This is a genomic window from Cytobacillus luteolus (genome assembly GCF_017873715.1).
Classification (GTDB): Bacteria; Bacillota; Bacilli; order Bacillales; family Bacillaceae_L; genus Bacillus_BV; species Bacillus_BV luteola.
Genome location: NZ_JAGGKM010000002.1, coordinates 24613 through 48432 on the forward strand (window position 1 = coordinate 24613; position 23820 = coordinate 48432).

Consider the following 23820-nt stretch of genomic DNA (forward strand, 5'->3'; position numbering starts at 1 on the left):
ACTATGCGAAATCCATTCGTAATGGATTGTGGTGAATTCCATGTTAACTACAAGCAAGACATGAACATTTGGAAAATTACCCGTGTTAGAATGCGAATTTACGCAATCGTTCTACTCTTTGCGATTTTCCCTCTAATTTCTTCGGATTATATCGTGGGACTTGCCACTTTGTGTGGGATAGCAGCAATTGGAGCGATCGGGTTAAATATTTTAACAGGTTTTACAGGACAAATCTCAATTGGGGTTGGTGCTTTCTTAGGGGTTGGAGGCTATACGTCAGCTATTTTAACTGTAAAGCTAGGCTTAAGTTTTTGGATAGCGATGCCCACAGCTGGATTAATAACCGCGCTTGTAGGTGCACTATTTGGAATTCCTTCTCTGCGTTTAAAAGGACTTTACCTAGCCATTGCAACTCTAGCAGCTCAAGTAATCATCTTGTTTGTCATTTCAAGATGGGATTCGTTGACAGGTGGAACAGCTGGAATGGTACTTTCTAGACCTAGTGTCGGTGGATTCATGTTTGCGAGTGAAACAAGTTATTACTATCTAATGTTTATTGTATTACTTATTACGACAGTTTTTACGTTGAATTTGTTTAGGTCTAGAGTGGGCCGAGCCTTTATCGCGGTACGTGACCGTGACATAGCTGCAGAAGTGATGGGTATTGATATCTTCAAATACAAAGTGTTGGCTTTTTCAATCAGCTCTTTCTTCGTAGGAATTGCTGGTGCTTTGCTTGGCCATTACACGATGATTGTTAGCCCTGAGCTATACAGCATAACGGTTTCTATTGAATTCTTAGCAATGATTTTAGTAGGTGGTCTAGGAAGTGTGTTCGGATCGATTTATGGTGCAATCTTTATTACGTTACTACCAGTTTTCCTCCGTGGTGGAATCGAGGTTTTAAGTGGAGTAATGCCGGACCTAGCGAATGTACTAGTAGGGTTAAAGGAAGTGGTTTTTGGATTAGTTATTATCCTATTCCTAATCTATGAGCCTGAAGGTCTAGCGAAAATGTGGAAGAATATTAAAGATTACTTTAAGCTCTGGCCGTATTCCTACTAGCTACGGAAAAATATGTATTTCTACTTAAAAATATTTATAGGAAAATGAGGGGGAAAAGTATGAAAAAGTTCATGTCAATCAGTATGATCTTGTTACTAGTACTAGGTGTTATGGCTGGCTGTTCAGGAGGAGAAAAGGCTTCAGGTGATGAAAAAGGTACGATTAAGATCGGTGGACTATTTGACTTAACCGGTGGGACTGGTGATGTAGGCACTCCTTATGCTGAGGGGGAAAAGGCATACTTTGAGCACCTTGCTACAAAGGGTCTTGTAAATGGTTACAAGCTAGAACTAATTGGGGATGATTATGCCTACAAAATTCCAGAAGCCCAAAAGCTATATCAAAAGCTTAAATCAAAAGACAAAGTAGCTGGTGTATTAGGATGGGGTACTGGTGATACCGAAGCACTTCGTAGTTTAGTAGCAAATGACAAATTACCGTACATTTCAGCTTCCTACTCAGAAAACCTTAAAAATCTTGAGGAGAGTCCATACAACTTCTTAGTGGCAGCTACTTATTCTGACCAAGCTCGTTCTGCGATTAAATGGATCAAGGATAATCACAAGGGTGGAACTCCTACACTGGCATTAATTTACAATGACACTGCATTTGGTAAATCACCAATTGAAGATGCAAAAGCATTCGCCGCTGAAAATGGTGTAGAAGTTGTTGATGAGCAGATTGTTGAACTAAGTGCATTAGATGCAACATCTCAATTATTAAACATGGAAAAGAAAAATCCTGACTATGCGATTATTCAACAAACATGGGGTGCTACTGCAACGATCTTAAAGGATGCGAAAAAACTAGACATTGACACGAAGTTTATTGGTTTAAACTGGGCAACAGGGGAAGGCTTACTTCCAATTGCAGGAGAAGCTGCTGAAGGATTTATTGGCGTGGTTACACATGCCTTCCCATATGAAGACTTAGAAGGTATGGCTGATATTAAAGAGTACTTAGAAAGCAAAGGAAAAACGATTGATGACATCAACCAAAAATTCGTTCAAGGCTGGGTAGCAGCATCAATTATGGTTGAAGGTGTGAAATTGGCAGATGACCCAACAACTGGTGAGGGAATCCGTAAAGGATTAGAGAAGATTTCTAACCTAGAGTTTGGTGGATTAGCCGCACCAATTACTTTCACTGCCGACAATCACGCTGGTACAAACCAAATCCGTTTAGCTGAAGTGAAAAACGGAAAGTGGGAAGTATTTACTGACTATATTGGCTATTAATTACTTAAGGGGGAGAGGAATTGTCCCCCTTTTTTTTGAAAATGTTCGACACCACGCTTATTTTTTAAGTAAATGGAGGATTATGATGCTAACTTTAAACAACGTCGAAGTAGTGTACGATCGCGTTATATTAGTTTTAAAAGGACTATCGATGGAAGTACCAAAAGGGAAGATCGTCGCTTTATTAGGTAGTAATGGGGCTGGCAAAACAACGACCCTTAAGGCTATTTCAGGTCTTTTAAAAAGTGAGAATGGTGAAGTAACGGATGGTTTTATTGAATTAAATGATGAGCGAATTGATACCAATGGTGCAGATGTTATTGTAAAAAAGGGAATTTTTCAATGTATGGAAGGTCGCCGTGTATTCGAGCACCTTACTGTGGAAGATAATTTAATTGCAGGTGCACATACTCGGAAGGATCGAAAAAATATTAAAGGTGATATACAAAAGGTGTATCACTATTTTCCGAAGTTAGAAATGCTAAAAAACAGGCAGGCTGGTTATTTATCTGGTGGAGAGCAGCAAATGCTCGCAATTGGAAGAGGCATTATGGCAAAACCAAGTGTATTACTTTTAGATGAGCCATCCTTAGGACTTGCGCCATTGTTGGTAAAAGAAATCTTTGGAATCATTAAAAAGATTAATGAAGAAGAAGGGACTACCATTTTGGTTGTCGAGCAAAATGCAAAGGTAGCCCTCTCGATTGCTCATTATGGCTATATCATGGAAAATGGACGTGTTGTTATGGAAGGCTCTGTTGATAAGTTATTATCCAATCAAGATGTGCGTGAATTTTATCTTGGTGTAAGTTCAAAGGGTGCGAAAAACTATAAAGATATTAAATCTTACAAACGTAGAAAGAGGTGGCTATAATTGTCATCGATTCAAGAATTGATATCCTATGCGTATGAACATGCAGAGGGCTTTAAGGTTGTAATGGAGGTACAAGAACTAACTCCTGATAGAATTACAACTGTAGAGGATCTCGTAAAAATTCCTGTGTTAAAAAAGGATAGATTACCAGATTTGCAACAGGAGAATCTACCTTTTGCAGGATTGTCAACCCGTTCTACAGCTGAAATGGCAAGGGTATTTATGTCACCAGGTCCAATCTATGATCCTCAAACACATGAGGATGATTTTTGGAGATTTTCAGAAGCACTTGAGGCTGCTGGTTTTAATGAGAATGATATTGTTCAAAATACATTCTCTTACCACCTGTCACCTGCTGGTTTTATGTTTGATTCTGCCTTGAGAAAGCTAGGTGCGACTGTTATTCCAGCTGGAACAGGCAATCGAGAGCTGCAACTCCAGGTTATGAAGGATATAAAAGTAACTGGTTATGTAGGTACACCAAGCTTTTTTACCATTCTACTAGATACTGCTGTGGAAAAAGGTTGGGTGAAGGGGGGAGAACTAGCCTTGTCAAAGGCATTTTTCACAGCGGAGATGACACCTGTGGCATTACGTCAAAGGTGTGAAGAATTAGGTATTCAAGTTTTTGAGGGATATGGTACGGCAGATTGTGGCTGTATTGCTTTTGAAGATAAGGAAGGACCAGGGTTAAAGATTACAAGCTCCGCCATCGTTCAAATTTGTGACCCGGTATCTGGTGAATTGGTTGATGATGGAGAAGGGGAAGTTGTTGTTACGTTATTTGATAAAAGCTATCCTCTGATACGTTTTGGAACAGGGGATTTATCAAAATGGGTTGAAGGCTATGAGGGAGAACGGATTGTGGGGGTTCTAGGCCGTGTAAGTGATGGAGTTAAAGTGAAGGGGATGTTTGTTAGAGAAAAACAGCTTGCTGCTGTACTGGCAAACGAAGGTTATACATCTTTTCAAGCCCTTGTTTCGAGTAGGGAAAATCAAGATCAATTAGAGATAACTGTTGAATCAGCTACTGAATTGAATCAAGATCTTGTTAGCAAACTTCAAGATGTGATAAGAGTGAGCCCTATTGTTAAAAGGGTAAACATTGGAGAATTATCGAAAAGGGAAAAACTACTCGTTGATGAGCGAGTGCGTCCATAAGTTTTATTTAAAAAGATGAGGTGCATAGGCCTCATCTTTATTATGTTTTATCATGATAATAACAAATATCAGCATGTATCTTGTCATTTAGTTCAAGTATCCCAAATGAATACTCCTTCTGAAATCGTTTATCAGTAGGAGAACCAGGATTAAACAATAAAGTACCTTCGTGGTATTCCTGGTATGGAATATGAGAGTGACCAAATATAATAACGTCAAGACTAGGATCGTTAAAGGCCTCAAGTGCGCGCTCTTGTGTTGTTTTCTTTTTGCCGATATGGCCGTGAACAATTCCGATTTTAAAGCCATTAAGTTGCAGCACCTTTTTATCTCCAAAGAGTTGGCTAACCTCCGGAGTGTCAACATTTCCACTCACTCCAACGACCGTACCGTATTTTTCGAGTTGAGTAAGGACTTCTAGGTCAGTCCAATCGCCAGCATGAATAATTAAATCTGCATTTGCTAGCTGCTTTACTAACAAATCTGGGAGCTTTTTTCCACGTTTGGGCATATGAGTGTCTGAGAGGACAATAATCTTCATTTATTTCATTCCTTTAGTTTTGTAATCTTATTTTACTATAAATGATGAATGATAAATTAAACAAATGGATCAGGCAAGCAAAACGTTGGTTAAGATTTCTCTTTTTTGAGATAATAGTAATCGTTCTAGAACTTACTTGTAGGAGGAATACACGTGCCTAAAAGCTTAATGGATACAACAACATTACATAATGGAGTAAAGATGCCTTGGTTTGGACTCGGTGTTTTTAAAGTTGAAGAAGGGTCCGAGGTTATTGAATCAGTAAAGGCTGCTATTAAAAATGGGTATCGAAGCATTGATACTGCTGCTATTTATCAAAATGAAGAAGGTGTAGGACAAGGAATTAAAGAATCAGGTGTTGCTCGTGATGAGCTATTCATAACTACAAAGGTTTGGAATTCAGAGCAAGGCTATGACACTACATTACAGGCTTTTGAAACAAGCCTTAGCAAGTTAGGTCTTGATTATTTAGATTTGTACTTAATTCATTGGCCAGGTTTAGATAGCAGCAAGTTTAAAGATACATGGAAGGCTATTGAAAAATTATATAAAGATGGTCGAGTTCGTGCTATTGGCGTGAGTAATTTCCATGTTCACCAGTTACAAGAACTGATTAAAGATGCTGAGGTTAAGCCTATGGTTAACCAGGTTGAGTTTCATCCGCATTTAACACAAAGGGAGTTATTAGCTTACTGTCAAAGTGAGGGAATTCAACTCGAGGCATGGTCACCATTAAAACAAGGTCAGCTTTTAAGTGACCCAACCATTAATGAGATTGCTGAAAAATATCAAAAATCCACTGCTCAGATTATTTTACGATGGGATTTACAAAATAAAGTTGTAACGATTCCTAAATCGATTAAAGAACATCGTATTATTGAAAATGCTGATGTATTTGACTTTGAACTTTCAGCTGAGGATATGGAACGAATTAGTGGGTTGAACAAGGATGAACGTGTCGGACCCAACCCGGATGAATTTAATCGTGGGTTTGAAGAATAAGTAGTTTGTTTGAAACCAGGCTTGGTGTGTAAACCGAGTCTGTTTTTGTTTTATTGAAAGCTTTCTACCTATCTTGTAAAATAACGACATAATTAGACTTAAAAAAAGAAAAGGTGTTAGAGATGAAACCATTTATTATAATTGGAGCGGGAATTTTAGGAGCGTCGACAGCCTATCATTTGGCAAAAAACGGAGCGAAAGTGCTATTAATTGATCGCGAAGATAAAGGTCAAGCGACGGATGCAGCAGCAGGAATTGTATGTCCTTGGATATCACAACGAAGAAATAAAGCATGGTATCAGCTTGCAAAGAATGGTGCTAGTTACTATTCCTCATTAATTCCTGAGCTAGAAAAGGATGGAGAAAAAGATACAGGCTATAAGAGGGTTGGAGCCATCAGTCTTCATACTGATTCTGGAAAGCTAGATAAAATGGAAGAAAGAGCATATAAAAGGAGAGAAGATGCCCCGGAAATTGGTGAGATTACTCGGTTATCTGAGGTAGAATCAAAGAAGTTATTTCCTTACTTGGATGAAAAATTTGCATCTGTTCATATTAGCGGGGCAGCACGAGTGAATGGCAGAGCACTTCGTAATGCGCTTGTAAAAGGAGCAGAGAAACATGGTGCTGAAGTTTTACAAGGAAATGCTCGTTTAGAAATAGAGGCAGGGAAAGTGGTTGGTGTAACGGTGGGCAGTGATTCTTTTCTAGGTGAGAAAGTGATTGTAACTGCTGGAGCGTGGGCAAAGGAGTTAATTAGACCGCTGGGCATTGAATTCTTAGTAGATGCTCAGAAGGCACAAATTGTACATTTACAAGTTGACGAACATGAAACAGCTGAATTACCTGTGGTTATGCCGCCTAATGATCAGTATATTGTTGCATTTGACGAAGGGAAAATCGTAATTGGAGCCACACATGAAAACGATAAAGGATTCGACAAGCGTGTCACAGTAGGTGGACTTCATGAAGTATTAGATAAAGCGTTAGGAGTTGCACCTGGACTAGAAGAATCTACAGTAAGTGAAACAAGAGTTGGATTCAGACCATTTACCCCAGGATTTCTACCCGTTATTGGTTCGCTTCCGAACAATGATGAAGTATTAGTAGCTAATGGTCTTGGTGCCTCAGGACTAACAGTTGGCCCATATCTAGGGTTCCAGTTAGCCAAACTTGCACTCGACCAACCACTCAATATCGACCTCAAACTCTATCCAGTCTCAGGCGCTATTCTTTAAATGTGTCACCGGGGGCCTGTCCCCCGGTGCTTTAAAGTGTAAAAGTGAATGTTATTTTGTTTTATGGTTAATTCTAATTTTGTGTTGTGAGTAAAGGTATTCATAGATTTTGGTATTTGTGGCCTCACCGTATTTCTTTAACCATTCTTTGTTTGATAAATCTACTAGTTCAACCCGTAAAGAATGGTAGTCCTCTTTAGCTTTTTCACGCAGGTCAAATGTTAACTTTGAGACGAAAAATAGTGCACCGTTTACAAATAAATCTCTTGTTAGGTTTTTATCTTGAAAAAATGCTTCTATTAAATAAAAGTTGGCAAAAAAGCTTACAGGGAAGAAATATTTAATGAGAGTTATACTTGCTATTACAATAAAGGCATATAACACGGTCGTATGTTGACTCTTCTTTTTGTTATGTTTGTTATTTAATTCTATTAATCTTTTTATTGAATCCTCGTCCTCTTTGGATATGTGAAAATCATGATGCTCCCAAGGTGCTATTGCAAGACTTGTAGACATAAATTGTCCCTCCTTATCTGAAAAAAGCTTGTATTATATGTATATTAACTAACTTAAAACATAGAATACTAAATTTGGGGCCTGACCCCCGGTGCGTTAATGTGATAAAGTGAAGTGATTAAAATTATGAAAAAAATTCCTCTTTTGCATGAATTTACTTGTGTTTGGGAAAATAAAAGATAGAATTACTTATGTAGTTTATTACCGCAAAATAAGGAGGAGAAAATATGGAAAAGATCGAAGTTGGAGAAGTATTTACAATTACAGATGAGAATGATACAGAGCAAGAGGTAGAGGTGCTAGGAGTCGTTACTCTTGAAAATACGGACTATATAGCTGTTAGTTTTGTTGAAGACCTTCAAGAAGGTGAAGAAGGAGACATTGATGTTTTCTTTTTGAAAGTGGACGAAGATGGTGACTTCACGGCAATCGAGAGCGATGAAGAGTTTGATAAGGTATCTAGTGCATTTGATGCCATTCTTGACGAAGAAGTGTAAGAAGAGGGGATGTTATATCCCCTTTAATCTTTATCAAGAAATTGAATTAATTTTGTCGATAAAGCGACCATTTCAAGTCTTTCTACTGTTTTGCAATAATCTCCTTCAATATCACCATTCACTTTTTCCTCAGATTTCGCCATGTAGTGTAACACATCCCAGTCCTTATACCAATCACCAGGTGATGCCGGTTCGTGCTGTTGATTTTCCCAAACTGACGCAAGTGCAGGACTATAAATTCTTGGTGTACCTTTCGTAAGTTTACAATTTTGTAATCGGGGCTTTAATTCACTACCAGGAGCCAGTTCTGCAATATCATTAAATAGATGCGGCCAGTAATCTTTTCTAGATCCTGTATGGATTGTTTGTTTTGCCCATTTTTCAATGGGCGGTAGATGGTGCATGGAAAACAAGATAGAGTAAAGCCTCTTTCCTAATAATATCCTCTCATCTAGACTGTCAAAATGACGGACAGTCTGGCCAGTAAGCTTGGTTTTTGTATCGTTGGAAGATGGAAATAGTATATGATTCATAGATAATAAATCCTGCAATTTAAACTCAAAGGTATTTAAAACATCCTCCTTGAATCTGTTGTTCTCAATTACTCTACTCTCTATATAGCTCTGTTCATTGATAATTAACGCGACAGTAAGCGTGTAAGAATCTCTATATTCCAGGAACTGATTCCAGATGGGTTCCATAAACACAGACACATTCAAGTGTGGTAGTAAATAGAAGAGGTTTATTCCAGTTTGAATACTTTTTTCATACAATAATAGTTGAGGAAAAGCATCCTGAAAAATCAACCAATTGCCTCGCTCGATAAAATTAAAAAAAGATTTTATCTCTTTTTCCGTTAAGATTCTTGGTAAATACTCTCCTTTTAAATCAGTCATATTCCATCCAGCATTTCTTGACACCATATGAGCTAAAAAAGACCAATGAATTTCAGGGTGTTCTAGATAAAAATCAAGATAGGCCATCGTTCGAGTGAGATTGTTTAGATTCAGGATTTTTGTAGTCGATTGTATCTCCTCAATAAGTAACTGTTCTTCTGTGGAGAGTGAACGCTTAATGGAGGTGTTTTTTTTCAAGGCTTTTTTTAGTTCCTTTTGAGTTTTCGATAACTGTTTATGCCTTTTATTAAAAACCCTACACATTCTCTTACCTCCTAAATCAATTAAATGACAAATTTATCGGACTATAAGGTCATTTTATTGAACAAAAGAAAAAGATAGAACTGTTTCACTCTTCGGTTTGGATGGTCGGAAATTAAATTTATTTATCATAGGATAAAAATGTTAATTAAACGAATACTACCTTTGTGTTTACACGAGGGAGATGCCATTTAAATGAAAATGGAGACTAAACCTTCCTACATAACTTTCTTTTTGACTTTAACAAATCGAGGAGGATCAAGGAATGAAAAAGAAAAAGTATGTATTGGTTATATTCGTTTTAATAATGTTTATGTCAGTGGCAAATGGAGTATTAGCACAAGAGAATCCTACAAATAAAAAGGATATTGTCGATACGGCAGTAGCAGCGGGTGATTTCACTACGTTAGCAGCTGCTTTGAAAAAGGCTGGTTTGGTCGAGACCTTGAAAGGAGAAGGACCATTTACAGTTTTTGCTCCGACAGATGCAGCATTTGAAAAACTATTAAAGAAACTAGACATTACAGCAGAAGAGTTATTAGCTAGGGATGATTTGAAGGAAATTCTGTTGTATCATGTTTTATCAGGCAAAGTTATGTCTAGTGACCTTAAAGATGGGATGAAAGCTGAGACATTAGCAAAGAAATCAGTAGAAATATCACTTGACCCTGTTAAAGTAAATAATGCCAATGTTGTAAAAGCTGACATCCAAGCTTCTAATGGTGTCATTCATGTTATTGATGAGGTATTACTCCCATAGAGTAACGGTATCCTATAAAATGGACAAGGCTGAATTCAAATTGAATTCGGTCTTTTTTTGGGCATTAATTAACCGAACACGTTAGGCATAAGAATTGCATCGTTCTTCTTGCAAATGCTATTCTTTTCATATTTAGTAAGAGCAGGTTGGAGATAATCGTTTGGTGCTGCTTGAAGTTATTTAAGAAAGGGAATGAGAATTCATGAGATTAAGCATTTTAGACCAAGCACCAATATCTTCTCACCAAACACCAAAAGTTGCTTTACAGGAATCGATGAAATTGGCACAGGTAGGGGAAAAGTACGGCTATACAAGATATTGGATTGCAGAACATCATGATTTATCTGGGTTGGCCTGTTCAGCTCCGGAGGTCATGTTAAGTTACATAGGAGCAAATACATCTAGCATTCGAATCGGTTCAGGAGCTGTGTTGTTACCTCATTACAAGCCTTATAAGGTGGCCGAAGTTTACAATATGCTGGCAACTTTGTTTCCTGGTCGGATTGATGTTGGAATCGGAAGAGCCCAGGTGGCTCAGCTGAAGCAACCAATGCTTTGTCGGATAATTTTTTGCAACAGGTATGGAGGATGCCTACTTCGGTCAAGGAACTCCTAAATTTTTTAGACAATAATTTTCCACAGGATCATCCTTATGCAAAGGTTAAGGCAGAGCCAATACCAGAGATTTCACCTACTCCTTGGCTACTTGGAACAAGTAAAAAAAGTGCGGTACTAGCTGGTGAAAACGGGTTGGACTATAATTTTGGACAGTTTATGAGCGACAGTGATGGTGTTCAGATTATACAGCAATATAAAGATGCCTTTATTTCTCGTAATGAGAAACAAAAGCCAGAGGCGTCTTTAACTGTTTCTGTCGTTTGTGCAGAGACAACTGAAAAAGCAAAAGAGATTGCCTTAAGTACACAAATATGGTCGATCCAAAAAGGTAGAGGGGAAGGGAATGAAGGTGTTCCATCAATAGAGGATGCTAAGCGGTTCTTGTTAACTGCAGAAGAAACAGAGGTCATAGAAAAAATGAACCGGAAAATGATTATTGGTAATCCAAAGGAAGTTAGCAAAAGACTATACGAGATACATGAAAATTACAAAGTTGACGAAATCATGATTGTAACGATAACCCACTCTCCTGAAGACCGTTTAAACTCATATAAACTTATTGCAACTGAGTTACTAGGGTATAGTGGTTAAATAAGGTCATATTTACACACCCTAAATACATGGAGGTGATAAATATGACAGATCAAAATATCAACAATGATAACGTACAAAACGAAACAACGACAAGCCATACTGAACCAGATGGAACTATGCATGTCGTACATAAAGATAATGAAGCCACAGACGACTTTCTACTAAAAATGGTAAAAACAGATGCCTTCAAAACAATGACAAACAACTAGAACTCTGGGGCCTGACCCCCGGCGCGTTAATGCGTTAACGCACTGGGGGTCAGGCCCCGTTTAGGTCGGCATAGTAGAATCGATCTTTGCCAGTGAATAGGTCTTGAGTAATCGTTGTTTCATCCGAGATGGTGAATTCAATCTTTTTAGAGAAGAGAGGACCATCAAACACGAAGGTGTGAAATTCACCATTTTCTCCGCATGGGTCGACACTTGTAGGTAGTTCAGCAATAAAACCTTTATCAATTACTCTTCCAACGAATGACGACTCTAATTGTTCAACGTCAACACATGTTATTACTGTCTTAAAACCTAACTCCAGAAACTCATTTATTAGTGATTGGGAATCTTCACCCCATAATGGAAAAATGGACGTTATGGAAGTGTTGGTTAGCATTTTTTCTCTATACGCCTTTACATCCTCTAAATGAATATCTCCAAACATAATATAGGAGACCTTGTCCTGTTCAATTTCATCTAGGGCTTTCCCCATAATTTTCTCATATTGTTCATTCGTACAAGTAGGTGGGATATATACTTTACGTAACGGGATTCCTAATGCTTTTGCCTGAGCATTCAACAAACTCTCCCTAACACCATGCATGCTTGTTCGTTTATTTTCTTCATTTAACGTAACCAACAGCGAGTCAACAATCCATTCTCCAGATTGTATGATTCGGTACAAAGCTAGTGTAGAATCCTTGCCACCACTATATGAAATTACAATTCGATTTTTAGGCATGCTAAAATCACGTCTCCTTATCTTTTAATGGTAACGGATGATAGGGGAAGAAGACAAGAATGTGGACTCATAAAAAATTCTAGAACTGTACTACTTTTTCATTAGATTAGAACGTAAAAAACTAATTTAATCTGAAAAAAGGAGTCTGAGATGAATCGAGATGAGAAAAGAAAACAATTGCGAAAACAAATTCAAGCAAAGTATAGAAAGATTAAACAACAGAAAAGGAAAGAAACTGAGGCCAGCGATGGGGAAATCGTTCTTGTTGTGACAATTTTAATTTTGCTCATTGTTTTCAATGCGTTGTTTAAATCTTTATAGAAGAGTATAGAAATAGCCTGGACGAAAGAAATCCAAGCTATCTTCTTGAAAACTCATCTATTTGATTTTCTACTTTTCCTTGTCAACAATTGACGTCATGTTAACTGTGCCATGGTCGGTTAGTACTTCTTCAGTTCGTTTGTCATCTTCCATACCGTAATGTTTATTCGTTAATTTACCAGTGTCCTTTGGTTGAAACGTTTCTTTTTCCAATGGTGTACCCCCCTATGTAAAATAAACTACGATATTATTATCCATCTCATTGGTCCATTTTATACCAAACAGAAGGTAGCCTGATTTCCATGCGTCAAGGATTACTGACGCTATAATTCAGGTTCTTTTAATTGTATCAATAATAATAAGTAGTCTAAAATAAGGAAAAGGGAGGAATCACAATGGTTAAAATAACTCAAGCGGCAATAGATAAAATCAAGTCAGAAGTCCAAGATGTAATTGCTGAGGGAAAGAAGCCCTTTATTCGATTAACAATGGGAATTGGCTGAGGAGGTCCACAACTTCGCCTGGCTCTGGAAGAGTCAGCATTACAAAATGATGAAGTAACTGAGCAAGATGGCATACAGTTCCTTGTACATGAAAAAGATAAAGTATATTTTGATTCTGCAAAGATTGATTACACGAAAAAGCTATTAGGTGGAGGAGAGTTTACCGTCCTTCGAGTATAGTAGAATCATGCAAGAGATCTGTTTCAATACAGAGCTACTTGCATTTTTTTATTGACAGAAAAAGTTTTTTATGATAATTAAAAATTAGTGAGTTTAGCACTCTCCTTGAACGAGTGCTAATTAATATGTAAAATAAGAAATAATCGTTGTGGAAGGAGATCTAGTTATGGCCAAAAAACAATTTAAAGCAGAATCTAAAAGATTATTAGAAATGATGATCAATTCTATCTATTCAAAACGTGAAGTTTTCTTGAGGGAATTAATTTCAAATGCAAGTGATGCAATTGATAAGCTTTACTACAAAGTTCTTACAGATGAATCATTAAGTTTTGATAAAGACAGCTACTACATAAAAATAACAGCGAATAAAGAAAATAGAATGCTAACAATTACTGACACTGGGATTGGGATGACAAAAGAAGAGCTAGAAAATAACTTAGGTGTTATTGCCAAAAGTGGTTCTTTAGCATTTAAAAATGAAAATGAAATTAAAGATGGACATGCTATTATTGGACAATTTGGTGTTGGTTTTTACGCAGCCTTCATGGTAGCAGATGTCGTAACGGTTGTAAGTAAGGCGTTAGGAAGCGATGAAGCGTATAAATGGGAATCAAAGGGAGCGGATGGTTACACAATCGCACCAACTTCAAAAGATACTGTTGGAACTGAAATCACCTTAACGATTAAAGAAAACACAGAAGATGAAAGCTATGATGAGTATTTAGAGGAGTACCAATTAAAGTCTATTATTAAAAAATACTCAGATTTCATTCGTTACCCGATTAAAATGGATGTGACAGAAAGCAAACCAAAAGAGGGAACAGAAGGCGAGTACGAGCAAGTTGTTGAAGAAAAAACGATCAACAGCATGGTTCCAATCTGGAAAAAGAATAAGAATGAACTAACGGATGAAGATTATGAGAAGTTTTACAATGAAAAGCATTACGGATTTGATAAGCCTTTAAAGCATGTTCATATTAGTGTAGATGGTACAATCCGATACAATGCGATTTTATATATTCCCGAAAAAACGCCATATGATTTTTACTCAAAAGAATATGAAAAAGGCTTAGAGCTGTATTCAAATGGTGTACTAATCATGAACAAATGTGCAGACCTAGTACCTGATTATTTCAGCTTTGTAAAAGGGCTCGTAGACTCAGAGGATTTGTCACTTAATATCTCTCGTGAAATGCTACAACATGACCGCCAACTAAAGCTCATTGCTAAAAATATTAATAAGAAGATTAAGAGTGAACTACAAGCTATGTTAAAAAATGAGAGAGAAAAATACGACGAATTCTATAAATCCTTTGGCAGACAATTAAAATACGGTGTTTATAGTGATTTTGGAAGCAATAAAGATGTTCTTCAAGACCTATTAATGTTCTATTCTTCAAAAGAGAAGAAGATGGTCACATTAGACGAGTATGTGTCAAGAATGCCAGAGGACCAAAAGTACATTTACTATGCAACAGGTGAGTCTCATGCAAGAATTGAGAAATTACCACAAACCGAGCTAGTAGCTGAAAAAGGCTATGAAATCCTATACTTCACGGATGACATCGATGAATTTGCAATTCGTATGTTAATGACATACAAAGAGAAAGAATTCAAGTCTGTATCAAGCGGTGACCTTGGAATCGAGCAAGAGGATAACAAAGAGAATACAGAACAAGAAACTAACGAGAACAAAGAGTTATTTGATTATATGAAAGAGTTATTAACTGGTAAAGTGAAAGATGTACGCGTGTCCAAACGATTGAGAACACACCCTGTATGCCTAGCAACAGAAGGGGAAGTAACAATCGAAATGGAGAAAATTCTAGCAGCAATGCCCGATAACCAAAACATTAAAGCTGACAAAATACTTGAAATCAACAAAAATCATGATGTGTTCAAATCATTAAAAAATGCATTTGAACATGACAAAGAAAAATTAAACCTATACACAAACCTCCTTTACAACCAGGCCCTTCTCGTTGAAGGACTACCTGTAGGTGACCCAGTCGAATTTACAAACGACATCTGTAAAGTTATGGTCTAATTGTGTCTTTTGGGGCCTGACCCCCGGTGCGTTAAAGCGTTAGTGCACTAGGGCTCAGGTCCTTTTATTATTCAGTAGAAATAAGCTTACTCGTACTTACTTCCTATTTTTATTATATATTTCCAACTATAAGGCTATGCTAGATTAGAAATATATCTGGATAGGAGATTCACTCATGGAACATATAGGTTCATATAATATTTACTGGTTCGTATTCTCCATTTTTATTGGAATTATCTTTTCTTATATAGCTTTAGACCTTAGATGGAAAATGATAGAGTTTAATGAAATAATGTATAAAAAGTGGTTAATTTGCTGTGCCGTTGTAATGGGTATAGGAATTTGGATTATGCATTTTGTCGGAATGGTAGCCTTGGAGATGCCAGGTGATTTGGTTTATGATATGAGGCTAGTCTTACTTTCTATGATTTGTTCTATTATAGGAACGGGAATTGCTTTTTTGATAATGAAGACAAATCTACTTCGTTTAATCATCGCAAGTTTGTTCATGGGTACAGGTATATCAAGTATGCATTATGTTGGACTTAGTGCTTTGAGTGTAAATTATATCATTCACTACGATCCCCTGTTTGGGATAATTTCTACTTTAATCGCGATGACTGCTGCATTTGGTGCATTGTGGTTATTATTTTTCTTTAATGATAAACATTCCGTCCGAATTGGTCATCGAATTATTAGTAGTGTTTTAATGGGAATCGGAATTTCAGGCATGCATTATAGTGGAATGTGGGGTACACATTTTTACATTGACCCAATACCTGAAGAATACTTTACATACTATGAAATCACCTCGGATACACTTAGTTCATTTATAGGTCTACCAGCAATAATCGTGTTATTCATTATGTTTGTATCAAGTGCTTTTTTAGATAAAAAGTTAATTGTACATATTAAAGAACTACGGGAAACAGAGAGGAAATTAAAAGAGTCAGAAAAGCTATCACTTGTAGGTGAGCTAGCATCCGGTGTGGCTCATGAAATCCGTAATCCGTTAACCTCGTTAAAAGGCTTCACAAAAATCATCTATCAAAAAACGAGGGATAAAACAAATAAAGAATACCTAACTATCATGATGGATGAAATCGACAGAATCAATTTCATCGTTAGTGAGTTTATGGTCTTATCAAAACCACACTTAGTGAAGTTTACCTCTAGCGATTTATCTAGTGTTTTACATAGTGTGGTTACATTATTAAAAACTCAAGCGGTTTTAAAAAATATTGAAATACTCACTGCTATCGTAGGCAACGATTTTCTAACCACATGTGAGGAAAATCAAATCAAACAAGTTTTGGTTAATGTGATTAAAAATTCAATTGAAGCAACACCAGATGGTGGGAAAATATATGTGAAACTTGAAAGTGACAACTCAACAATTTCACTAACCATTATTGATGAGGGTGTTGGCATTTCAATGGAAGACATGAAACAAATAGGAAATCCCTTCTTCACAACAAAAACAGAAGGAACAGGTCTAGGAATTATGGTCAGTAAAAAAATTATCCATAATCACAACGGGAACTTTGTAATCAAGAGCACTCAAAACAAAGGAACAACAGTATCCATCACAATACCTAAAACAAATAAAGCAAGGCAAGAACTAACCGAAAACAACATATCCTAAAATTGGGGCCTGACCCCCAGCGCGATAACGCTTTAAAGCGCCGGGGGTCAGGCCCCTTCTGTCATATTTTGATGCTAGTCCGAATAGGGTTAATAGTGGTTAGTGAATTATAAAATTCGGGTAAGAGGGATCTGAAGTTATGATAGGACTAGTTGTCATCTTGGTGTTCGTGTTGTTTTTGCCTTTTTGGAATAAGAGGGTAGAGCACAATTTAGAATTGTTTCTACTTGTTATGGGGGTTGCTGCTTGTATTGTGAGTACCTCTATGGATCGTACAATCATAAGTAAAGCACTTATAGATCCAATAAATATTAGTATTGCCGTATTGATAGCGGGTTTGTTGTGTAAATGGCTAAAAGAATCGATTGAGCGTTCAATCGTTTTACTAATCCGCGTATTGTCACCAAGAGTATTTTTCGCGTTAACGGTCATTATTTTAGGGCTTGCTTCAAGTATGATTACTGCAATTATTGCCGCTATTATACTAGTAACGGTAATCAGTGTTATATCACTAGACCGTCAATCAGAAATCCGATTTACGATTTTAGCGTGTTTTTCGATTGGTCTTGGAGCAGCTTTAACCCCAATTGGTGAACCACTAAGTACCATTACGGTCAGTAAGCTTAACGGAGACTTTTCCCTCCTATTCAAACTAATTGGACCTGAGGTTATAACTGCGGTAATTGTATTAGGACTATTAACACCTATTTTTATCAAGCCAATTTCTCGTACAAAAGGATTAACAGCAAACCAACCTATAGAAAGCTACACTGAGGTACTTGTTAGGTCTTTTAAGATTTATATATTCGTTATGGGTTTGACGTATCTAGGAAATGGGTTCAAACCATTAATTGATGCGTATATTCTTGGCCTACAGCCAGCCTTGTTATACTGGTTAAATATCATTTCAGCTGTATTAGATAATGCAACACTTGCAGCTGCTGAAATCAGTCCTTCAATGGATGGAGAAACTATTCGAGCTATCTTATTAGGTCTATTAATCAGTGGTGGAATGCTAATCCCAGGGAATATTCCTAACATCATTGCAGCAGGTAAGCTTAACATTACAAGTGTAGAATGGGCACGTTTTGGTATACCAATTGGTTTAATTTGTATGGTCATATATTTTATCGTGTTGTTTATTTTCCAATAAAAAATAATTAGGAAGCCCATGTTAGAATGAAGGCTTCCTTATCTTTGTTGTTCCTGGTTATGATATTTTTCATCATATATTATTGATTCCTGTAAAAAACGAAGAACTGTTTCCTTATCGGTAAGGGTAGGATAGGTATACTGTTCATTGTATTTTTCTGGTCCTTTTCCAGTAATAATTAATCCATCACCGTTTTGCAGTAAGCCTATTGCTTGATAAATTGCCTCACTCCTGTCTTTAATCACAGTAACATTCGCATAAGGTTTACTAAGCTCAAACAATTCTTTAACCATTAGTTCTTCTTCTATCCCGTTCAAATCATCAAGGGTTAAGTAGACATGATTACAATACTTTTGACTAATCTCAACCATTTCTTTACGCTTCGAACGATCACGATTTCCTCTAAAACCAAATATATGATAAAGATCATTATTGATACAATAAGTAGCTGTTTCTAAAGCGTGAGAAAGGCCATCGGGTGTATGGGCATAATCAATAATAACCTTCGAGCCAATTGGTGTGAGTATTTGCTCAAATCTGCCAGGTGCTCCTTCAAATTTCTCCAATGCATAAATAACTTCTCCAGGAGAAAACCCAATATCTCGTGCGCAAATATAGCTTCCAAGAGCATTTAATAAATTGTGTTTTCCTGGAATTTTCATATGAATTTGATATTCTTCACCATGATCTTGTACGATCAAAGTTGCTGTTGGAGTGGAAGTGTACGACTTCAAATAAATGTTTTCTCTCCGCTTTTTCTGCCCATATGAAAAAACAGGTATTTTTTCGTTATACAGTTCTCTATATAATCTCTCTCCCCAATGGGTATACGTACCAACAATGGCTTTCCCTTCGGTTTTAAGACAGTTAAAAAGCTTTTTCTTTGATTGATAATAGGTTTCTAAGTCTAAATGATAATCTAAATGTTCATGAGTCAAATTAGTAAATAATGCGTAATCAAACATTTGACAAGCCACGCGATATTGATCTAGACCGTGTGAGGAAACTTCCATCACAACATATTCATCCTTGCTTTCAAAAATCATTTTTTGCAAAGTAATCGCGTCAGGAGTAGTTAAGCTTGACTCATGCTGTTCTCCATTAATAATGTATCCAACAGTTCCAATAAGCGAAGCTGTTTTACCGTTACTTGTTAAAATGTGGTGGAGCATATACGCTGATGTGGTTTTTCCATTCGTCCCTGTGATTCCAATCATCTTATGCTTATATTGAGGCTCTTGAAAAAAGGCATTTGCCAATTTCGATAAAAGTGATCTGGAATTTTCAACTTGGTAATAGGGGACTGAAACCTCTTTCTTTAACTCCTTTTCACCAATAATTGCAACAGCACCATTGTCTACCGCCGCCTGTATAAAGGTATGGCCATCCGAAATATGTCCTGAAATAGCAACAAAAAGATTACCTTCATTTATTTTTCTTGAATCGAATTCAATCCCATTAATCTCAATATCCTCATCACACAGTAATCCGATTTGTTGAAATAACTTCTTTAAAGCAATCTTCATTCGCTAATTCCTCATAAATTATAGTTTGAGTTTTATTTTTTATCATAAGCGTAAAAATATACTTAAAAAGAAAGAGTAGATGGGGTAAAAACATAAAAAAACAGCAGCTCAAATTTTGAACTGCTGTTGTGAAGCTATTTTAGTAAACGATATTCTTGAATTTCTTTTTCAATCTCAGTAAGCCTTACTTCAAGCTTTTCAAATGAATGGCCAAGTGATTCAAGACGCTCAATATCACCTTGTATTCGAACGTATTCTCGCTTTAGTTCAGAGATTTTATCTTCAACATTTACTTTAGTCACGCGTTTCACCACTTTCTGTTTTATAAAAAAGTATATTGATAGTTTAGCAAAAAAAGGGTTGGAAGTTTAAAGGGGAGGCTTTGAACCAGATCTTATAATCCAATTCAAATCCATATATTTTACTCAACTTTTACTCTTCTGCCTTCCTCATGTGAAACCCTAACAGCATCTAACACTTTTTGTGTAGTGTTTCCATTTTCAAAATCTGCAAGGTAAGGGTGTTTTAAACCATTTTGTAGTGTTTCTTGAAGGGCATCTAACATACGATTAAATCCGTTATAGTAACGAGCGGCAACTGCTGGCATTTCATCAGGTGCTTTAATTTCTGGGGCTAATTCAACACTTTCTAGTCCAGCATCACCACTGCCAATGAAAACTTTGTTATCATCTAACATGACAAGGGTTCCATTCTCACCAAACACCTCAAGACGCCAAGTATCTTTTGTTTGTCGAGCAGCTGAGATTAACTCAAGAGTAACAGTAGCGCCGTTTGTAAGTGTACCCATTACTTGAAATCCATCATCAGCAGTTCGTACTTCAACTGTTCCATCCGCCTCGGTTGAGGTAGGAACATGGATAGGAAGATTTGCAAACACCTCGATAAATTGACTATTGGTCCACCAGTGAAGACCATCAATCATGTGTGAACCAAGTGCGCCAAGCATTCCACCGCCTGTTTCTTTTTGACCAAGCCAGCCACGGGATCTAGTAGAAAGACCTGAGTAGTTCGCAAAGGACGCTTGGTAGCGAATATGCGTTATATCACCTAAACTTCCACTTTCCAGGATTTCCTTTACCTTAGAACGGGCAGGGAGGAACCTGAACTCATGATTAATCAGACCAAGTTTTCCTGCTGTGTCACGAACTGAAATCATTTCCTCCGTCTCGATTGTATCAAACGCCATTGGCTTTTCACACAAAACATGAACTCCTTTTTCATAAGCAGCAAGTACCATTTCTTTATGTAAGTGAACAGCAGAAGCAACTACAACTAAATCCAGCTCTTCTTTTCTAAGCATAAGCTTCCAGTCTGTGTACACACTCTCAACTAAACTTGTGTTTCGAACTTCGTCCACATTACCTCGTGATACACTAGAAATTGCAACAACCTCAAAGCCTCCATGTAACTTCATCATAGGGGCGTGAACCTTTGCCCCGAATCCTGTACCGATAATTCCTACTCTTATTTTACTCATATCCAAACAACTCCTTTATCCAAATTATATCTTCAACCGAAACGCCTTCACAATAATACCGTCATTTGCCGGTTCAAAGTCATATTTAGGCAATCTCTCAAAACCAATCCTTTCGTAGAGTGCCATCGCGCTTTCCATAAAGTCACCAGTATGTAAGCCGATTGCATCATAACCTTTAGCCTTCGTCCGCTCAATACAATCTTGGATTAGAGCTGATGCTACGCCCTTTCCACGAGCAGCAGGAGAGACGGCTAGCAATCTGATTTCAGCATGTTCTAATTGTTCGATAAACCCTTCGTACGCATCCGTTTTTGGTGGGAAAAGGGCAACACTTCCTAAAATCTTGCCATCAATTTCTGCAACAATTAACTCGACTCCAGGCTGAATATCAGCATCTGAAGAAATGGCTTTTCTTAAAGCATTCCAATGATCAGTTGGGATGGACTCTGCATGTTCACTGTAAGCAGCAACTCGTTGTTCTCGGATAATAGGGACTTCATGAGGTAAAGCATCTCGAATGTTCATTGAAATCAACTTCCTTTTTTAATAAGAAACTTATCTTCTTGTTTACTTAAAAGATGGCGATTATGTTCTGAATTCCAAACAGTTAAATCAGGCCCTTTAGGTAGGATTTTCACTTCCTTTTTTTCAGGGGAAATGGTAATAGACGTATGATAATGTTTTTTTATCGCATCAAAATCAGTAGTATCACCGAAACCCTCTGTTTGATAAAGGTCACGAACATAGCCCCATAAGTGGTTATATTCACGAATTAAATTACGATTGGTATTAAATCCGTTATAGTAGGCTGCATCAAATCGAACTAGTGTTGCAAACAATCGTACATCAGAATCTGTAATATAATCACCAAATAAAAAGCGTTGGTTCGATAACCGTTCTTCTAATTCATCTAAACGAGAGAAAAGTTGGTTGTATGCTTCTTCATAGGATTCTTGAGACTGAGCAAAACCACACTTGTATACGCCATTATTGATGTCATGAAATATAACATCATTTAATGCGTCAATATCCACACGGAGGTGCTCAGGGTACAAATCAGGAGCATTTTCTTTATGAAATGGTTCCCAAACGGTTTCAAAATAGTTAGTAAGCTTGAAATAATCATTGTTAACTGCTTCATTTTTTAAGACATCAACGATAACAGGTACCGTTGGTCGACCAGAATATTCAGGATCTGTTTTTAAATAAATTTCACTCATGTATCGAATTCCTAAAACAGGATCAGTACTATCTTCATCCAGAGAAAATTCCCAATCTACACGTGGTAGGATAGGGCGCATTGGACTAGCTGTTCCTAGACTAATTACATTCTCTAATCCTAGTACTCAACGAACAATCACAGAACGATGTGCCCAAGGACAGGCAGGTGACCATAGAAGTCGGTATCGATTTGCTTCAACAGGTAAATTACCTAACTCATTCCCAAATGGAGTAGTAAATCTGTTTGTTTGACGTTTAAACGATCCATCTTTACTAATCTCAACCGGCTTTTTAGTCGTGTTAGGTGTATCTATGTCTTCTCTCAAAGTAAAACCACCTTCCAAATTTAGTAGTTATGAATTTTATTTTACTTTATTTTTAAACTATTAAAAATTATTTTGATTCAAGGGTTTAAATTCACCCAATAATAAAAACAGGGTCTCTTAAGTTACAACCCTGTTTAATCCATTAACTATGTGAATACTCAAGTTTCGCACCTGGAACTGAAAGTCCTAAGCGAATTAAATGCTTCCGAATCCCACTGCGTTCCCAAGTTTGTAGTAGGGGTTCCGATAATAATTTCTTAGGATAAAAAATCCCTACTGATGCAAGCTCTTCAAAGTTTAACCCTTGACGAACATAGTGTTCAATTCGTTCATCTCGTTTATCGATGATGGCAAGGAATTCAGACATTGCTACTTTAAATTCTTGCTTAGTAAAAATTCCTTTCTGATGTCCAGTTATAAAGGTATCCGCATCAAGTGTTAAGAGGCGTTTACCAGAAGAAATAAAATCATCAATATCTCCGTCTGATCCGTTATACCAAGGGCCAAAGGAGGTCATATCATAATCCCCAACGAAAACGACGCCTTGATCTGGGAAGTAGGGACAAGATAATCCTTTTGTATGTCCTGGCGTATGTAAAAAGTGAACCTTAACATCACCAAAGCAGTACTCTGTTTCATAATCATAGGTCCCTGTGATTTGACCTATGTTTTCGACCCATTCTTGTGGAAGAGATTTACGCCACATTTCCACACCTTTGGAACCCCATTCTTGGTAAATGCCATTTTCGTTAGCAACACCCTCAATCGTCCGTGTCGTTTTATACTCGATTGGGTTTATCCATTTTAGAGCATCTTTAAATAAATGATTGTGCTGTGTATGATCAGGATGATAGTGAGTATTAATAATTAAATCTATTCCAAACTCTTCATTAATTGTTTGTAAGCTAGAAGCTTCTCCACCTGAATCAATTAACACTTTATCTGAACAATCAATATATAAACTTCTTGAAAAGGGAACCTTACTTTGATTTGGACCTTCTACAATGACAATTGGGCCAATTCGGTTCATTGTACAACACCTCTTTCATGCAATAATTGAATGAATGTTCATTCATTATATCATAGGATGCACCTCAATGAGTAGAAGAAGAGTTGACCAACTTTTAATCTATTAGCAAAACTATGAATTTAGTCTTTATTTTTGTACATGTTACACATTGCAACACA

Annotated in this window: 25 protein-coding genes and 1 pseudogene; 14 read left to right on the top strand and 12 right to left on the bottom strand. The window is 37.0% G+C overall.

The genetic code is table 11. The features are described from left to right. Positions 1 to 3: 3 nt before the first annotated feature. From J2Z26_RS04980 to J2Z26_RS04995, 4 genes are all read left to right on the top strand, one after another. On the top strand, positions 4 to 1065 hold the full coding sequence (locus J2Z26_RS04980; RefSeq protein ID WP_193536130.1) for a branched-chain amino acid ABC transporter permease: 1062 nt from the start codon (positions 4 to 6) through the stop codon (positions 1063 to 1065). A 59-nt stretch (positions 1066 to 1124) separates the two neighbouring features. After that, positions 1125 to 2303, top strand: coding sequence for an ABC transporter substrate-binding protein (locus J2Z26_RS04985; protein WP_193536132.1), 1179 nt, complete (start codon positions 1125 to 1127; stop codon positions 2301 to 2303). An 85-nt stretch (positions 2304 to 2388) separates the two neighbouring features. Further along, positions 2389 to 3177: an ABC transporter ATP-binding protein gene (locus J2Z26_RS04990; protein WP_193536134.1), complete on the top strand. Its 789-nt coding sequence runs from the start codon at positions 2389 to 2391 to the stop codon at positions 3175 to 3177. Continuing rightward, positions 3178 to 4338, top strand: a complete 1161-nt coding sequence (locus J2Z26_RS04995) for a phenylacetate--CoA ligase family protein (RefSeq protein WP_193536136.1) — start codon at positions 3178 to 3180, stop codon at positions 4336 to 4338. Positions 4339 to 4378: 40 nt separating this feature from the next. Here J2Z26_RS04995 and J2Z26_RS05000 read toward each other — a convergent pair whose 3' ends face one another. Further along, entirely contained in the window at positions 4379 to 4879 is a 501-nt protein-coding gene (locus J2Z26_RS05000) for a metallophosphoesterase family protein (protein ID WP_193536138.1), read from the bottom strand. A 153-nt stretch (positions 4880 to 5032) separates the two neighbouring features. Here J2Z26_RS05000 and J2Z26_RS05005 point away from each other — a divergent pair, with 153 nt between their 5' ends. After that, the gene (locus J2Z26_RS05005; RefSeq protein WP_193536139.1) at positions 5033 to 5881 is read left to right on the top strand and encodes an aldo/keto reductase; all 849 of its coding nucleotides are present in this window, start codon (positions 5033 to 5035) and stop codon (positions 5879 to 5881) included. Between the two features lie 122 nt (positions 5882 to 6003). Continuing rightward, positions 6004 to 7119, top strand: a complete 1116-nt coding sequence (locus J2Z26_RS05010; protein ID WP_193536140.1) for an NAD(P)/FAD-dependent oxidoreductase — start codon at positions 6004 to 6006, stop codon at positions 7117 to 7119. A gap of 51 nt (positions 7120 to 7170) precedes the next feature. Here the strand turns inward: J2Z26_RS05010 and J2Z26_RS05015 are convergent, their stop codons facing one another. Then, positions 7171 to 7635 (bottom strand): DUF2663 family protein, encoded by a 465-nt coding sequence (locus J2Z26_RS05015; protein WP_193536142.1) that lies wholly within the window; start codon positions 7633 to 7635, stop codon positions 7171 to 7173. Positions 7636 to 7862: 227 nt separating this feature from the next. On the opposite strand from J2Z26_RS05015, the gene J2Z26_RS05020 reads away from it, so the two are divergent. Continuing rightward, on the top strand, positions 7863 to 8132 hold the full coding sequence (locus J2Z26_RS05020) for a DUF1292 domain-containing protein (RefSeq protein ID WP_193536144.1): 270 nt from the start codon (positions 7863 to 7865) through the stop codon (positions 8130 to 8132). Positions 8133 to 8155: 23 nt separating this feature from the next. On the opposite strand, the gene J2Z26_RS05025 is transcribed toward J2Z26_RS05020, so the two are convergent. Beyond that, the gene (locus J2Z26_RS05025; protein WP_193536146.1) at positions 8156 to 9292 is read right to left on the bottom strand and encodes a DUF2515 domain-containing protein; all 1137 of its coding nucleotides are present in this window, start codon (positions 9290 to 9292) and stop codon (positions 8156 to 8158) included. 262 nt (positions 9293 to 9554) lie between these two features. On the opposite strand from J2Z26_RS05025, the gene J2Z26_RS05030 reads away from it, so the two are divergent. The 3 genes and pseudogenes from J2Z26_RS05030 to J2Z26_RS05040 all read left to right on the top strand — a co-directional run bounded on the left by J2Z26_RS05030 (position 9555) and on the right by J2Z26_RS05040 (position 11470). Further along, positions 9555 to 10049 (top strand): fasciclin domain-containing protein, encoded by a 495-nt coding sequence (locus J2Z26_RS05030; protein WP_193536148.1) that lies wholly within the window; start codon positions 9555 to 9557, stop codon positions 10047 to 10049. A gap of 202 nt (positions 10050 to 10251) precedes the next feature. Then, a pseudogene (locus J2Z26_RS05035) lies at positions 10252 to 11258 on the top strand (LLM class flavin-dependent oxidoreductase). Between the two features lie 44 nt (positions 11259 to 11302). Further along, complete coding sequence (locus J2Z26_RS05040; protein WP_193536149.1) at positions 11303 to 11470, top strand: hypothetical protein; 168 nt, start codon at positions 11303 to 11305, stop codon at positions 11468 to 11470. 49 nt (positions 11471 to 11519) lie between these two features. On the opposite strand, the gene J2Z26_RS05045 is transcribed toward J2Z26_RS05040, so the two are convergent. Beyond that, positions 11520 to 12212, bottom strand: a complete 693-nt coding sequence (locus J2Z26_RS05045) for a Dph6-related ATP pyrophosphatase (RefSeq protein ID WP_193536151.1) — start codon at positions 12210 to 12212, stop codon at positions 11520 to 11522. 150 nt (positions 12213 to 12362) lie between these two features. On the opposite strand from J2Z26_RS05045, the gene J2Z26_RS05050 reads away from it, so the two are divergent. Beyond that, a complete protein-coding gene (locus J2Z26_RS05050; protein WP_193536153.1) occupies positions 12363 to 12533 on the top strand; it encodes a hypothetical protein in 171 nt (56 codons plus the stop codon). Between the two features lie 69 nt (positions 12534 to 12602). On the opposite strand, the gene J2Z26_RS05055 is transcribed toward J2Z26_RS05050, so the two are convergent. After that, a complete protein-coding gene (locus J2Z26_RS05055) occupies positions 12603 to 12746 on the bottom strand; it encodes a hypothetical protein (protein WP_193536155.1) in 144 nt (47 codons plus the stop codon). 636 nt (positions 12747 to 13382) lie between these two features. On the opposite strand from J2Z26_RS05055, the gene htpG reads away from it, so the two are divergent. The 3 genes from htpG to J2Z26_RS05070 all read left to right on the top strand — a co-directional run bounded on the left by htpG (position 13383) and on the right by J2Z26_RS05070 (position 18061). Next, positions 13383 to 15263 carry a molecular chaperone HtpG gene (htpG, locus tag J2Z26_RS05060; RefSeq protein ID WP_193536157.1) on the top strand — a complete coding sequence of 627 codons (1881 nt, stop codon included), beginning with the start codon at positions 13383 to 13385 and terminating at the stop codon, positions 15261 to 15263. A 175-nt stretch (positions 15264 to 15438) separates the two neighbouring features. Further along, positions 15439 to 16908 (top strand): MHYT domain-containing protein, encoded by a 1470-nt coding sequence (locus tag J2Z26_RS05065; protein ID WP_193536159.1) that lies wholly within the window; start codon positions 15439 to 15441, stop codon positions 16906 to 16908. Between the two features lie 139 nt (positions 16909 to 17047). Continuing rightward, positions 17048 to 18061 carry a DUF1646 family protein gene (locus J2Z26_RS05070; protein WP_193536161.1) on the top strand — a complete coding sequence of 338 codons (1014 nt, stop codon included), beginning with the start codon at positions 17048 to 17050 and terminating at the stop codon, positions 18059 to 18061. 38 nt (positions 18062 to 18099) lie between these two features. Here J2Z26_RS05070 and J2Z26_RS05075 read toward each other — a convergent pair whose 3' ends face one another. The 7 genes from J2Z26_RS05075 to J2Z26_RS05100 form a co-directional block, all read right to left on the bottom strand. After that, a complete protein-coding gene (locus tag J2Z26_RS05075) occupies positions 18100 to 19587 on the bottom strand; it encodes a UDP-N-acetylmuramoyl-L-alanyl-D-glutamate--2,6-diaminopimelate ligase (protein WP_193536163.1) in 1488 nt (495 codons plus the stop codon). Positions 19588 to 19721: 134 nt separating this feature from the next. After that, positions 19722 to 19889 (bottom strand): SE1832 family protein, encoded by a 168-nt coding sequence (locus tag J2Z26_RS05080; protein WP_193536165.1) that lies wholly within the window; start codon positions 19887 to 19889, stop codon positions 19722 to 19724. 119 nt (positions 19890 to 20008) lie between these two features. Continuing rightward, entirely contained in the window at positions 20009 to 21085 is a 1077-nt protein-coding gene (locus J2Z26_RS05085) for a Gfo/Idh/MocA family protein (protein WP_193536167.1), read from the bottom strand. Positions 21086 to 21109: 24 nt separating this feature from the next. After that, the gene (locus J2Z26_RS05090; protein ID WP_193536169.1) at positions 21110 to 21610 is read right to left on the bottom strand and encodes a GNAT family N-acetyltransferase; all 501 of its coding nucleotides are present in this window, start codon (positions 21608 to 21610) and stop codon (positions 21110 to 21112) included. Between the two features lie 5 nt (positions 21611 to 21615). Then, positions 21616 to 22305 carry a glutathione S-transferase C-terminal domain-containing protein gene (locus tag J2Z26_RS05095; RefSeq protein WP_319638046.1) on the bottom strand — a complete coding sequence of 230 codons (690 nt, stop codon included), beginning with the start codon at positions 22303 to 22305 and terminating at the stop codon, positions 21616 to 21618. A gap of 126 nt (positions 22306 to 22431) precedes the next feature. Then, on the bottom strand, positions 22432 to 22632 hold the full coding sequence (locus tag J2Z26_RS22380) for a hypothetical protein (RefSeq protein WP_319638047.1): 201 nt from the start codon (positions 22630 to 22632) through the stop codon (positions 22432 to 22434). Positions 22633 to 22774: 142 nt separating this feature from the next. Beyond that, positions 22775 to 23662, bottom strand: coding sequence for an MBL fold metallo-hydrolase (locus J2Z26_RS05100; RefSeq protein ID WP_193536171.1), 888 nt, complete (start codon positions 23660 to 23662; stop codon positions 22775 to 22777). Between the last annotated feature and the right edge of the window lie 158 nt (positions 23663 to 23820).